The following is a 12,714-nucleotide window of genomic DNA, read 5'->3' as shown; positions in this document are numbered from 1 at the left end:
TATTATATTCTACTTCTCCAATTAATCCTTCTTCTTAGGTATTTTGTTTCCATATAATAATTATAACAGGCTTCTCCTACTTTAATTGTAGCTAATGTTCCCATTATGCCGGCAGCACATGCCATAGCAATTTTTAAAGGTGGATCAATTACTACTACATAAATTCCAACAGCACATGCTCCTACTACTGCAAGCTTACCGTACCAAGGGTTTGTATTATCGTTTACTATTTCATTGATTATTTCTTTAAGCATAAATATAAATCTATTAATTAATATTAAATTTTAGAAGCATAATAATAACTAAGTATTAATTGATTGTCAATGATAATTACCACGAAACATGGTAAAATGTAATTTTATAACATTATTTTTATTTGACTTAGCAGAGAAATTTGAGTTAAATATCGAAGCTCTATACATAAAAAATTATCGTTATGAATGAATTACATATTAAACTACAAAATTACAGTAGCACATATCCTGAAGAAATTGTTACAAAAACAAAAATGCTTGAATTTTTAAATGAATATGACAACCCTTTTAGCCGAGATTTACAAATAGGGCATTTCACTGCTTCAGCTTTTTTACTTAATAATGATAAAACTAAATTTTTATTGATGCACCATAAAAAGCTTGATAAATGGCTTCAACCAGGAGGTCATTGTGACGGAGATAGTAATATATTAAATGTAGCGGTTAAAGAAGCTATAGAAGAATCCGGAATTAATGAGATTAAAACGATAAATAAGGAGATTTTTGATATAGATACCCATTATATTCCGCAAACTCATAAGGAGCCTGCTCATTATCACTATGATGTACGATTTTTACTAAAAACAGTAAATAATGATAATTTTATAAAAAATAACGAATCGAATGAACTTAAATGGTTTAGCTTTTCTGATTATTCAAAATTAGATATTGAGCTAGAACGTTCCGTTACTAGAATGATAGAAAAGTTTATAAAAATTAACCATCCTGCTTGTTAAATATAAGTTATTTCCCTATAATGGCATTTTTTAAATAAAATATAAATCAAATGCCATTATAGGGAATTTTTTCATTCCGTAGTAAGAATAAGGAAACTAACACTTCAAAAAACCTCAAAATTACGCATCCAAAGCCAATTAATGAGAGTGGATATGCAAACTCTCTAGCCGGCGAAGTTGTTACTATTAAACTTAATGATCAGTCTCATAATTTTATAAAGAGTGAAAAAGTTGTTCTAACTTCATTTAAGTCCGCTTCTCCTGAAAGTGATATTCAAAATAGCTTGAATGAACTTGACGTTTTGCTAGATAACATTAAAATGGATATTAAAGCTTTAAGGAGAGATAAGTTACAAGGTCTCTAGCTAAAAAAACATTGTTGTGTAGATATTGGGGACGTCATTGCGAGGAGCGAAGCGACGCGGCAATCTCATAAAGTAAGTAATATAAGATTCCTGAGATTGCCACGCTCCTTATAGTCGCAGCCTTGTTGCATGGATCGAAAAAATACGCTCGGTGCCATACCGTGGCTTGACCACGGTATCCAGAAAAACAACTTGTAGCGTATATTATTTGTCTATTTTTCCTGGATCCCGCGATCAAGTCGCGGGATGACAGAAGAAAAACCGATCCATGAAACAACGCCTACAGTCGTTCGCAATGACAAGAAAACTGAACCACGTGAGCAATGTCGATATCATTATGCTATTTTTTGATATTCAAAATATATTTTCCTTACTGCATAAATCCACGCTAAGCATACAAAAGTAAATACCACCATTAGAATCGGTGAGATTGAGGTAAAAGTAGCAGTCGGAACTAAGGTAAAGATAATAGATTGTACAAGACCGCTAGAGGATTTGCCGACTTTCGCACTTATTACGTCAACCGCTGCTTTGCCTTTGGTTTTAAGTTCATCATCAAGCGGTATATATAACATTTCTCTAGAAGTATCCCATATAGAATATTTAGTACCTTTAGCTAAAATATTTTGAATACCGCCGATCGAAACGGCAAGAGCAAGCGGTGACATTAAAATTGCTCCATCAAATAATGATAAAATTTGTTGATCAAATACGATAAGTACAAAGAACAAAAGGCCGGTCACCATTATTATAACCGGTGAAATAACTGCTGCTACAAACCAGTTGTGCATACGCATAACGTTATTACCGATGATGGTCATAACCATTATTGCAACGCCCGTCCACAGTATATACAGACTGTTAAATTCAGCATAGGTATTTACAGTCGGATATAATTCCTTAATTTTTGCTTTCCATACGGCTTCGACTAAGTTAATAGCAAATCCGAAAGCTGCCGAACAAATTAAAAGTAGCCATAAATATTTTGATTTCGCAATATATTTAAAGCTTTTAATCAGTCCCATCCGTTCTGAAGTTGATCTACCGCTTTTTGCTTTAGCATAAAATAACGGGTTAGTAAAAACGTTCTTGCTAATAAACCTAACTAACACACAACAAACAATAGCAACAATTGCTACAATTGTCGTGGATACTTGAACTAAAGTGATTTTACTATCCGAAATACTCATAAACTTCTTAATAATAGTATCTTCTGATGATAGATTCATCATTAAAAAGCCGACTAATATTAAAGAAGAGTTGCCAAATAGTGAAAAGAGAGTATAAAATCTTTTTGCTTCTTCGGTAGTAGTAAGTTCATTAGCAAACTGCCAAAATAATAATACGTAAAAAATATTAGGCCAAAGCTCGGCAAGGCCATAATATACTATATAACCCCAATTACCTACTAATGAGATATACCACTTAAAATGAGTATAGCGTTCCATCCAGTCAGCTAGATTATCGGGATGTACGTGAAAAATATGAATATTAGGATAGATTACAAAAGCAAATAAAACAAAAAAGCTGATGAAAAATGCACTTAAATAATAAAAGATCTTCTCAAAAGTAAGATGATTAATCATTTTAGCATAAATAATCACGAATAAAGCTGCAGCAGGCGTAACACAATAAACTTTAGCAAAACCTGCTATCTCTGCACTGATTTCAGAGATTAGAATACTATCTTTTAAGATTCGTAAAATATTTTGATTAAATAAGATACAAAACATTAAGGCACTTATCGGAATAAACTTTCCGAGTTCGTAATTATGTACAGGCCAAAATGCCGCTCTGAATTTGCTTTTAAACGATCGTGATGAGGTACTTAGCATTATAAATCCCTAAGGACAAAAAAAAAACTTAAGCACTTCAAGATTTTACGAAAATATATTTACAGATAACATCTTAGAGATGGTATACTGTTTATTACACTCTGAAGGTGCTGAAGCTTATATAATGTATTTAGTCTTTTGTCAAGGATTATTAACATAAAATAATATATTTACAATGCAAAGTAACGATAAATATCAAGAATATTTTGATCTCTATAATAATTATATAAGGACGCATAATTTAGGTAATAAATATTTAGAATCTGGTAAAATAGTAATGCAAACTGAGCATTATAGGGTTTTGTATTACTCGGAGTCCTCCTTGTCATTCCCGCTTTCGCGGGAATGACAAGGAGAGAGGAGGGAATGACGTAGAAAGAAATCGGGATGACACGCATACCTTCCTAATCATTCCTTCTATCTTCAACTCACCGGAAATATTTTTTTAGCTCGTGACAAAAATTTTATTGAAAATTTGAGAAGCTATGGTGAAGTTTATTTAATAGATTGGCTAGAGATTGAGGAACCTAAATATTTACTAGATGACTATGTGCATAAAATAATTGAAGTAATAGATAGTTTGAAAATTAAGGACATTAATTTAATAGGTCATTGTATCGGCGGTAACCTTGCGATAGCTGCAAAAATACTTATACCTAAATTTATAAAAACTCTGACTTTACTTACCTGCCCGTGGGATTTTTCTCATTTTTTCTATATAAGAATGTTGCATCGATATTTAAAACTAGATAGTGGCATAGAAAATTTACCGATAATTCCTAAAATTCATATACAGATTTTATTTTTTCTTTTATTCCCTGATTATTTTAATGCTAAATTAAAAAAATTTTTCTCTATAACTTCCTATAAGGAGCAAGAATTAGCGTTTAGAATAGAACATTGGCTTATGTCGGGTAATAATATGTCTAAAGGGGTTTATAATCAAATTATGCAAAATATATTAGATGAAAATATATTTATAAATTTTAAATGGAAAATCGATAATTTTATTATTGATCCGAGTTTAATTGATTGCCCTGTATATATAGTAGCAGCGGAAGATGATCAAATAGTGCCTAAATCTTCCATTTTATCTTTGCAAAAATTATTAAAAAACTCTAAACTTATAGAAGTAAAAGGCGGACATATTAGCTATTTGATAAATGATAAATTAGATAAATTATTTAAGGAGTACACATTATGACAAAACCGGTTTATATAACTCATGCGAAAAGGACGGCTTTCGGCTCGTTTATGGGTAGCCTTAGTACAACAGCTGCACCTATGCTTGCTGCTCATTTAATAAAGGATATATTGCAAAATAGCAAAATCGATCCTGCTTTGGTAAATGAGGTAATACTTGGACAAGTAATAACAGGCGGTAGCGGACAGAATCCGGCGAGGCAAACTCTGATTCATGCGGGGATACCTAAAGAAGTGCCGGGTTATACGATTAATAAAGTATGTGGCTCAGGTCTTAAAAGCGTAGCACTTGCAGCAAATTCGATTATGACTGGTGATAATGAAATAATTATAGCAGGTGGGCAGGAGAATATGTCGCTCGGTATGCACGGTAGCTATATCAGAGCAGGAGCTAAATTCGGCGATATTAAAATGGTTGATCTAATGCAGTATGACGGACTAACTGATGTATTTTCAGGAGTATTTATGGGAATTACTGCCGAAAATATCTCGAAACAGTTTAATATTAGCAGACAAGAGCAGGACGAATTTGCCTTAAGCTCTCATAAAAAAGCAGCTAAAGCACAACTAGCAGGAATTTTTAAAGATGAAATCTTACCTATTGAAGTAACGATTAAAAAAACTACTAGTTTGTTTGAACATGATGAAACGGTAAGACCTGATACCAGCCTTGAAATCTTAAGTAAATTACGTCCTGCTTTTGATAAAAATGGTGTAGTTACTGCCGGTAATGCTTCCTCAATTAATGACGGTGCGGCATGTCTTATGGTAGTTTCCGAAGAAGCTTTGAAAAAGCATAATTTGATGCCGCTAGCTCGTATTGTTTCTTATGCTTCAGCCGGTGTTGATCCAAGTATTATGGGTACTGCCCCCGTTCCTGCCTCCCAAAAGGCTTTAAGTAAAGCAGGTTGGAGCGTTAATGATTTGGAAGTTATCGAGGTTAATGAGGCGTTTGCTGCTCAAAGTATTTATGTAAACCGTGAAATGAAATGGGATATGGATAAGGTTAACATAAATGGCGGTGCAATAGCAATCGGGCATCCGATCGGGGCAAGCGGCGGACGTGTTCTTATTACTTTAATACACAGCTTGCGAAGAGCTAAAGCCAAAAAAGGCTTAGTTACCTTATGTATCGGAGGCGGTATGGGTATGGCTATGTGCGTTGAAGCAGTTTAAATGTGCATTTAATCGCCAGCGAATTATTTAATAATTCGCTATTCGTATATTTTACTATGCACGTTAAAGAGGAAGGCTATATTCATCTGAATTGACTATAGTTCATTGTAATATATATCCGATCTAATATCTCTACAGCCTAATAATGCATCGTTACAGTGTGTTATTGTACTTATAAACTCATGAAATGTAGAAAAATTAGAAGAATGCCTCCGGTTCATAACTCTCCCAATAATTTTCTGCTTCTTCTATATTCTTCTATATTATTACAAACACGCTTTAGCTTTTGACCAAAATATTTAGTAATATTCCCTAAATTTTTTGCCCAACTCCATACCATAAAATAGTTAGGATTAAAATCAGTAGGATCTATAAGAGGAGTTAGTTTAAAATGCTTCAATAAATTAGAAAAGTTATTTATGAGTTTATGAGAGGCTAATACTTCATTGGGTACGTAATTCTCATCATCAACGATAAATTTTTTGGATTAACATACGCACCTAATGTAGAAACTCAAGAATTTTCGTACTCAAGAGATTTCTTTGTGAAACTAGATTTAGAACCAACAAATCTTAGTCAGGCTGTCCAATATAAGAAATGCCCTTTTGTGGGATGCACAAAATCAATGGTATGCAGCAAAAGATGGCGAAGGGGTTAGTGTTCATTATGCTACCATACAAGAAATAAAAGAATTAAGAGAGTTAGTAGAAAATGACAAAGTTAAATTATCATCTCATGATAAAACAGAAACACTTGAGCTTATAGCTCAATATGAGCAAGCCTATCCAGATTTAATTAGATTAATGGGTGAAGAAGATGATATTATATAATCTTAAATAGTTAAAGTTTTTAATAAAATTTAAAAAGGTAAGGTATGAAAAGACATTTTGCATGTAAATCTAATTTCCTTGTTAAATAAAGGAAATAAGGCGATAATTTGTATTTGCGAACCTAAATTTGAAAGGCGGAAACCTTGATTACTCCTTGGCTTTCCCGGAAGGTAAACTACAAGAATTGGCTAATTGTCCAGACGCTGGCGGGAGCATGGTACGTTATGCGAACCTTTAACGAGTTTAGATTAGCCTTAGTTTAGGCTACGCTTAAGTTTTGTTATGTCTACTTTGAAAACTATTAATTTTAAAATATGGTTTATTACCCATATAAATATATGGACATTTATTATAGAACTAAGTATTATTAAATTAATCGATTAAAGGCTAAAAATGCATTCTTCTTTTGAATGGGACGAAGAAAAAAATAACATTAATATTGGGAAGCATAACGTAAGCTTTTATGAAGCTCAAAAAGCTTTTCTAGATATAAAAAGGATAATTCTTGAGGATATAGACCATAGTATTACAGAAAAAAGATATTTTTGTTTAGGTCAAGTTGACGGTAATATTTTAACAGTCCGTTTTATGTTTCGAGGTAATCATATAAAAATTTTTGGAGCAGGATACTGGCGTAAAGGTAAGAGAATTTATGAGCAAGAGAATAAAATACACTGATGGGGAAATAGGGGAAGTAAAAATAGTAAAAGATTTCTTACCACATCCTAGAGAACTGTTATTAAAAGATGATTCTGTAAAAGTAACCATTTCTTTAAGTAAAGAGAGCGTAGAGTTCTTTAAATCAGAAGCAGCAACTGCACATGTTCCTTATCAAAAAATGATTAGGATGTTACTAGATAAATATACTAAGCATTATAAAGAAAATAAAAGAGCATAGAGCTGGCGGAGAGAGAGGGATTCGAACCCTCGATACGGTATGACCCATATAACGGTTTAGCAAACCGCCGCCTTCGGCCACTCGGCCATCTCTCCGGTTATGGCTTTACTTTATATCATCTAATAAGCAAAATTTCTAGAGTTATTTTATAATTTTTCTAACTAAATATAATCATTTTCCGGCTTTACGGAATTGCCAATAATTAAAGCTTCCGTATCATAACCGGGCAGTCCCTTAAACTTAATATCCCAATAACTAGGTAAACCATCCCAACTACGGAAATGTTTAATATATTTATAAAAATGCTTAGCCTCTATTTTTGTAGTTTCAATAGTTGTGTTATCCTCACAAATATTAAAAAGTTGCTCGGTTATATAATAAATAGATTTGGTATCATTTTTATATTTACCTATTAGGTACTCTATAATTTCGACTCGTTTTTGTAGGCTAAGATTGTAAGAGCTTGCAGTTAGAAACTTTACCAAACCATCTTTATCGTCACAAATATTAAAAAGTTGTACAGCTGTGGGATAAATAGATTCAGCATCCTCTTTATATTTATCTATTAAGTACTCTATAATTTTGCTTCGTTTGTTTAAACTCAGATGACAAGAGTCTGAAATTAACAATTTTACAAAATCATCATTATCGCTACAAATGCTAAATAGTATTTCTGAATGTTCTTCGCTAAGATTATTAAATAATTTCTGATATTTAACTAAAAATCTATTCCAAGTTATTGCTTCAATATCGACAAAATTATTATAATTTTTAGGCCGGTAATCTAAATTATAATGCTCCAATGGTACTATAAAATTGAGGTGATCTAAATTTTGATGAAAATTTTGTAGTTCTTCAAAATGTGCAGCCATAAAAATGATCGTATACTGAGTAATAGCAGAATCTACAAAATAAAATTGATAAATAAATTTGATGATATTTGATATATCTGCTACTAACTCGCTGTCTAGTTTTCTAATATCATTTACTATATCATCTATATATTTTAACTCTTCATTTGTGTGTTCTTCATAATTAATATTTAAATCTTCAAAGGTAATAACTTTCCCTTTGGCTATTTTATCTATTATTGTATAGTTTTTAATTATAGGTTCTTCATAATTAGCGATAATATAAATTTCCGGATTATATATATCTTTGAAATTATTTCGCAGCATATTTTTTACTGCTTTTACCGTATTTTGATTTAGATAATCAAGCTCTAGCATATGAATATTGGTAAGTAGTAAACTTGCATTATCTTTTTTATCAAAAGGAACAACATACCATGAATACTCACCTTCTTTAATGTATCCTTTAATAAGAGCAATTTTTCTATAACATTCTTCTTTTAAAAATGTATCATTAGTATTTGTTAAAGCTAAATTTTTAAAATCTTCTATTACCTTATCTAAATAGCTTCGCCAATCACTAGTTAACAATTCTAGCAATTGCTTAAAAAAAACTAAAACTAATTTTCATATAATAATATTAAGTTAATTTAAAAACTTTATAAGTCAGAAGTTATTAGAGGCGTTATTTGTTAACGTTATCTAAAAAATTCTGTAGTTCTTCTAAATTACTAATATTACTTAATTTATATGGATAATTAATTTTTCGGAGCATATTTGTTAATACGCTTCCGGCACCTATTTCTACTATATGAGTTATATCTAAGGTATTAAATAGTTCTAGAGTTTCACGCCATCTAACTCGTCCGCATATCTGAAGAATTAAATTTTGTTTGATTTCTGTAGGATTTAGAGTAGGTTTTGCGGTATAATTTTGGATTATCGGTATCAGAGGTTTATTAATTACAGCTTTATCAAGAGCTACTCGCATTTTTTCTTTTGCCGGCTTCATTAAGCTACAATGAAATGGAGCGCTGACTTTCAGTTTTATCGCTTTATAGCCCAAATCTTTAATTATGCTAATAACATGATCTATAGCTGTGGTCTTGCCGCTAATAACTATTTGCCCTTCGATGTTATCATTGGCAATTTGGCATAAATTTATTTTGTTGATATCTTCCAATATTTCTTCAAGTTTTTGAAGTGGAATATTGATACAAGCTGCCATGCTTCCCTCGCCTTCGGGACATGCTTCTTGCATAGATGTACTACGTATATGAAGTAGTTTTGCTGCTGTCTCAAGACTAATACTTTCAGTGCTACATAAAGCACTATATTCACCTAGCGAATGACCGGCAGCATAATCGCAAAGACTATCCAAATTTTTACCGGTTTCAGCTTTAATAATATTTATTATTGCCATAGATACTGCCATTAATGCCGGCTGTGCGTTGGTAGTTAGAGTTAGTTCCTCGGAAGTGCCGTTAAAAATTATGTCGGTAAGTTTTCGATTTAGTGCTTCATCAACGATTTGAAAAGTTTCTTTGGCGGTTTTAAAATTATCATAAAAATCTTTTCCCATGCCGATCAATTGCGACCCTTGACCGGGGAAGATAAAAGCTGTTTTCATATTTGGTATTATCGATTGAGTTTATTAATAGATTTTATTAAAATTTTCTAAAATAGTCAAATTATTTTAAGCATTTTAAAACTGTTTTTCAATTGCTACGCTATATGTAATTTTTACAAAAGTATTAATTTTTCTTAGCTCTATAACTTGATTACTTCCAACTAGTACTATAAATTAAACTAAGAAAATATAAACAAGGAAATTAGTTATGAAGTTAAAAGAATATTTTAAAAAGTTAGAAAGTACAGCTTTTGGTCCATGGCTTGCTGCATTTAAAAGATTATTTACAGAAAAGGAATTAGAAGAGGAAATAGTGAATATAAAACTAAAGGAATCTGAAAAGCAAGAGGTTAATAAAAAAGATTTAGTTATTTTATCTAATAATGTTATTGAAATTGAACAAAAAGATACAATAGAGCATGAAATTTCAAGAGTTAACCAATATAAAGAAAATATACGTTTGGTATTTACTCTAATAGAAAAATTTGCAGAATTTATCTCTAATTTACCGAAAAAACATAGTGAATTTAAGAATTATTTTCATAGTGAAGAACAAAAAGACGGGTTTTTTAAAGAAGATGCTTATAAAAAAGTTGTTAATAAAGGTAAATTAGTTGAAAAATTTCAAAACTCAGATAAATATAATTATGAAGAAATAGAACAAAATGTTCATGAATTACAAGCTTATTTAGGTTCATATGAATATAAGTGCAATATTCCTAAATCTGATTTATTAGGGCATGATTATTACTATAATGCATAAATTATTATGCTATCTGAAGTAGCGGTTTCAATAAAAATTTTATTAATTGTCTTATGACAATATTTAAATATAAATGATTTAAATTTAAGATATAGGAGTTAAATTGAAATAAAAAATATTTAAGTTGAAATTTAAATAAATGTTACTACTATTATGTAGTGTAAACTAAATTCTATGAAATTTATAATGTTTGATCAGTTAAATATCTTATATCCTCTGTTAATAAGTATTTTTATTTTTCTTGTTGTAGTCGTTATTTCTAAAATAACAAGGTATAAAAAAACCTTAAAAGAAAAAAATTTAAGTATTATTCAATTTTATCTAGATAAAAAATTTCTTCATAATCATTTAAATAAAAATCTTAAAAGCCCTAGAACTGAGAATTATGCTAATTCTTTTTTAGAAAATATAAAATCTTATTTTAAATTAGATGATATAAGAGTAATTTCGCAGAAAGAGCTAGAAAGTGATCAGGAGCTCAGTAGTTTATTTAAAGAAAAGTTAGAAGAAGTAGCTGCATCTTTTTTAGATGAAACAAAAAAAGATATAACAGCTTTGTATGAGGTGCTGCATGCTAATAAAGAGTCTCAGGATCAAGAAGAACATAGATTATAATATTTACCGCCTGATCAAATAAAGAAGCAAGACGCCAAAAAACTTATTTATGTAAAATCTCCTTATAAATTTACTAAAGAAGAAATTGAAACACTGGATATTTATATACATTTAGTGCAGTTTTTAATACTAGTTCGGAGTAATTAAGCTTACGTTATCTGCTCTTAAACACAAGGTCTAATTGACATTTAAAAAAAATTGAGTAGAATCTCTTGCAAGAATAGCGGTAACGTTATTCTGGGATTTCAAAGCCTCACTCCTAAGCGGTATTATCAGCCGTATAAATTCGACTTCATCACGGTCGGGGAGATAATAGCTATGTACAGAGCTTAAAGGCTATTATGGCTATCGTTGATGGTTTTCTTACTTCCCCGGTGATTGTGTTTAAGAAGTCAAGATAATTTGTTTATATTGTTCCTGCCAAGGCCGTTTGTTTTTAACAATATTATTGATAATAATTATTATCTTTCGCATTACAGCAGTAAGAGCTAATTTTTTGGCTTTTCCTTTTTCCACAAGTCTTTTATAAAAAGGTTTAACGGCGGAATTACATCTTACAGACGTAACAGCTGCCATATATAATGCTGCCCGTACTGTTTTTCTACCACTTTTAGTTTTTGCTTTAAATCGTGTTTTCCCACTTTCCTTACAGTGAGGTGCTACCCCTACTAAAGAAGCAATTTGTTTACAATTTAAATTACCAAGCTCTGGTAATTCTGTAATTAAGGTTATTGCTATAATAGAGCCAATACCTGGGATAGTAATAAGTAAATTATATATTTCTTTGTAACTTTCTAGATTTAAAATAAGATGTAATATAAGCTTTTCTACTTCTTCCTTTTGGCTATTAAGTAAATCAATAACATTATTTATACTATTAATTATTTTTTGATTAGTAACTCTACGTAAGCGATTGCGTTCAGATACTATCATAGTAATTAATTGGTTACGTCTAGATGTAAGTTCTTTTAATTCTTTTTCTATCTCATTCGCTACTTTTCTAGACTCAGGGTTAATTTTTTCTACAAATAATGCTAACATTTGTGCATCAATAGTATCAGTTTTTGTAAACTTACCTCTCATAGTTCTAAATGCTGATGTAAAATAAGGATTAACTACTGACACCAAATAGCCTGTTTTTTGTAAGGTTTTTGCTGCTTTATATTCAAGTCCACCAGTACTTCAATTACAATTTTAGCTATATTATAATCCGCTATATATTCAACTAGCTCCTTAATTCCTTTTTGATCATTATCAAAAACTTTATATTTATTCAATGGGTGTAACCAAACGTCTAAAGTATCTTCAGATACATCGATACCTATAAAAATATGCTTTGTCATGTTTTTCTCTCCTGTCCTATGTACGAGCTAAGGGGTTATTCACTTGATATTAATGGTTGATCGTGAATAACCCCTTACTCTATTGATTGTTCGGAACCAAATGAAGTAAGGAGTAACACACCGCGACACGGTTCATTAATTATAATTAAATACATAGACCACCCGAAGTTAAAATCTTCGGTGGTTGAAACTTGAGCAATTTAAGTTTGGGAGC

14 protein-coding genes, 1 tRNA gene and 1 pseudogene are annotated in these 12,714 nt (G+C 31.0%); 8 read left to right on the top strand and 8 right to left on the bottom strand.

The window, feature by feature from the left end; translation table 11 throughout:
- Positions 1-2: 2 nt before the first annotated feature.
- On the bottom strand, positions 3-254 hold the full coding sequence (locus BN1174_RS02770; RefSeq protein WP_040256309.1) for a hypothetical protein: 252 nt from the start codon (positions 252-254) through the stop codon (positions 3-5).
- A 305-nt stretch (positions 255-559) separates the two neighbouring features.
- Between BN1174_RS02770 and BN1174_RS02765 the strand changes: the two genes are divergently transcribed.
- Positions 560-991 carry an NUDIX hydrolase gene (locus BN1174_RS02765; RefSeq protein ID WP_266264860.1) on the top strand — a complete coding sequence of 144 codons (432 nt, stop codon included), beginning with the start codon at positions 560-562 and terminating at the stop codon, positions 989-991.
- Between the two features lie 700 nt (positions 992-1,691).
- On the opposite strand, the gene tlc5 is transcribed toward BN1174_RS02765, so the two are convergent.
- Entirely contained in the window at positions 1,692-3,191 is a 1,500-nt protein-coding gene (tlc5, locus tag BN1174_RS02760; protein ID WP_040256305.1) for a GTP/GDP exchange transporter Tlc5, read from the bottom strand.
- Positions 3,192-3,366: 175 nt separating this feature from the next.
- Here tlc5 and BN1174_RS02755 point away from each other — a divergent pair.
- Together BN1174_RS02755 and BN1174_RS02750 are read left to right on the top strand one after the other, a co-directional pair.
- Positions 3,367-4,395: pseudogene (locus BN1174_RS02755) on the top strand (alpha/beta fold hydrolase).
- Positions 4,392-5,570, top strand: a complete 1,179-nt coding sequence (locus tag BN1174_RS02750; RefSeq protein ID WP_040256301.1) for an acetyl-CoA C-acetyltransferase — start codon at positions 4,392-4,394, stop codon at positions 5,568-5,570. Before BN1174_RS02755 ends, BN1174_RS02750 begins: the two are co-directional and overlap by 4 nt.
- Positions 5,571-5,787: 217 nt before the next feature.
- Here the strand turns inward: BN1174_RS02750 and BN1174_RS11545 are convergent, their stop codons facing one another.
- The gene (locus BN1174_RS11545; RefSeq protein ID WP_040256299.1) at positions 5,788-5,970 is read right to left on the bottom strand and encodes a hypothetical protein; all 183 of its coding nucleotides are present in this window, start codon (positions 5,968-5,970) and stop codon (positions 5,788-5,790) included.
- A gap of 205 nt (positions 5,971-6,175) precedes the next feature.
- On the opposite strand from BN1174_RS11545, the gene BN1174_RS10690 reads away from it, so the two are divergent.
- From BN1174_RS10690 to BN1174_RS09765, 3 genes are all read left to right on the top strand, one after another.
- Entirely contained in the window at positions 6,176-6,400 is a 225-nt protein-coding gene (locus BN1174_RS10690; protein WP_040256298.1) for a hypothetical protein, read from the top strand.
- Positions 6,401-6,793: 393 nt separating this feature from the next.
- Entirely contained in the window at positions 6,794-7,078 is a 285-nt protein-coding gene (locus BN1174_RS09770) for a BrnT family toxin (RefSeq protein ID WP_040256296.1), read from the top strand.
- The gene (locus BN1174_RS09765; protein ID WP_045812941.1) at positions 7,053-7,298 is read left to right on the top strand and encodes a CopG family transcriptional regulator; all 246 of its coding nucleotides are present in this window, start codon (positions 7,053-7,055) and stop codon (positions 7,296-7,298) included. The genes BN1174_RS09770 and BN1174_RS09765 overlap by 26 nt, the downstream gene beginning before the upstream one ends.
- A gap of 3 nt (positions 7,299-7,301) precedes the next feature.
- Here the strand turns inward: BN1174_RS09765 and BN1174_RS02725 are convergent.
- From BN1174_RS02725 to fabD, 3 genes are all read right to left on the bottom strand, one after another.
- Positions 7,302-7,393, bottom strand: a tRNA-Ser gene (locus BN1174_RS02725).
- A gap of 66 nt (positions 7,394-7,459) precedes the next feature.
- Complete coding sequence (locus tag BN1174_RS12630; RefSeq protein ID WP_040257938.1) at positions 7,460-7,783, bottom strand: hypothetical protein; 324 nt, start codon at positions 7,781-7,783, stop codon at positions 7,460-7,462.
- 1,051 nt (positions 7,784-8,834) lie between these two features.
- On the bottom strand, positions 8,835-9,779 hold the full coding sequence (fabD, locus tag BN1174_RS02700) for an ACP S-malonyltransferase (protein WP_040256292.1): 945 nt from the start codon (positions 9,777-9,779) through the stop codon (positions 8,835-8,837).
- Between the two features lie 208 nt (positions 9,780-9,987).
- On the opposite strand from fabD, the gene BN1174_RS02695 reads away from it, so the two are divergent.
- On the top strand, positions 9,988-10,542 hold the full coding sequence (locus tag BN1174_RS02695; RefSeq protein WP_040256290.1) for a hypothetical protein: 555 nt from the start codon (positions 9,988-9,990) through the stop codon (positions 10,540-10,542).
- 186 nt (positions 10,543-10,728) lie between these two features.
- Positions 10,729-11,157, top strand: a complete 429-nt coding sequence (locus BN1174_RS08520; protein ID WP_231555764.1) for a hypothetical protein — start codon at positions 10,729-10,731, stop codon at positions 11,155-11,157.
- Between the two features lie 384 nt (positions 11,158-11,541).
- On the opposite strand, the gene BN1174_RS02685 is transcribed toward BN1174_RS08520, so the two are convergent.
- Positions 11,542-12,282, bottom strand: coding sequence for an IS110 family RNA-guided transposase (locus BN1174_RS02685; RefSeq protein ID WP_052454726.1), 741 nt, complete (start codon positions 12,280-12,282; stop codon positions 11,542-11,544).
- On the bottom strand, positions 12,273-12,500 hold the full coding sequence (locus BN1174_RS07790) for a hypothetical protein (RefSeq protein ID WP_052454725.1): 228 nt from the start codon (positions 12,498-12,500) through the stop codon (positions 12,273-12,275). Before BN1174_RS07790 ends, BN1174_RS02685 begins: the two co-directional genes overlap by 10 nt.
- Positions 12,501-12,714: the final 214 nt, after the last annotated feature.

Origin of the sequence: Rickettsia hoogstraalii (assembly GCF_000825685.1) — a bacterium.
GTDB lineage: Bacteria > Pseudomonadota > Alphaproteobacteria > Rickettsiales > Rickettsiaceae > Rickettsia > Rickettsia hoogstraalii.
Note: the sequence above shows the minus strand (reverse complement) of the source record. Positions and strands in the feature narration are given on the sequence as shown.

Bases quoted from the DNA above. Each gene is read 5' to 3' on its own strand.
- tlc5 (WP_040256305.1), bottom strand. From the start codon at position 3,191: ATGCTAAGTACCTCATCACGATCGTTTAAAAGCAAATTCAGAGCGGCA.
- fabD (WP_040256292.1), bottom strand. From the start codon at position 9,779: ATGAAAACAGCTTTTATCTTCCCCGGTCAAGGGTCGCAATTGATCGGC.
- BN1174_RS02770 (WP_040256309.1), bottom strand. From the start codon at position 254: ATGCTTAAAGAAATAATCAATGAAATAGTAAACGATAATACAAACCCT.
- BN1174_RS08520 (WP_231555764.1), top strand. From the start codon at position 10,729: ATGTTTGATCAGTTAAATATCTTATATCCTCTGTTAATAAGTATTTTT.
- BN1174_RS09765 (WP_045812941.1), top strand. From the start codon at position 7,053: ATGAGCAAGAGAATAAAATACACTGATGGGGAAATAGGGGAAGTAAAA.
- BN1174_RS07790 (WP_052454725.1), bottom strand. From the start codon at position 12,500: ATGACAAAGCATATTTTTATAGGTATCGATGTATCTGAAGATACTTTA.
- BN1174_RS02695 (WP_040256290.1), top strand. From the start codon at position 9,988: ATGAAGTTAAAAGAATATTTTAAAAAGTTAGAAAGTACAGCTTTTGGT.
- BN1174_RS09770 (WP_040256296.1), top strand. From the start codon at position 6,794: ATGCATTCTTCTTTTGAATGGGACGAAGAAAAAAATAACATTAATATT.
- BN1174_RS02750 (WP_040256301.1), top strand. From the start codon at position 4,392: ATGACAAAACCGGTTTATATAACTCATGCGAAAAGGACGGCTTTCGGC.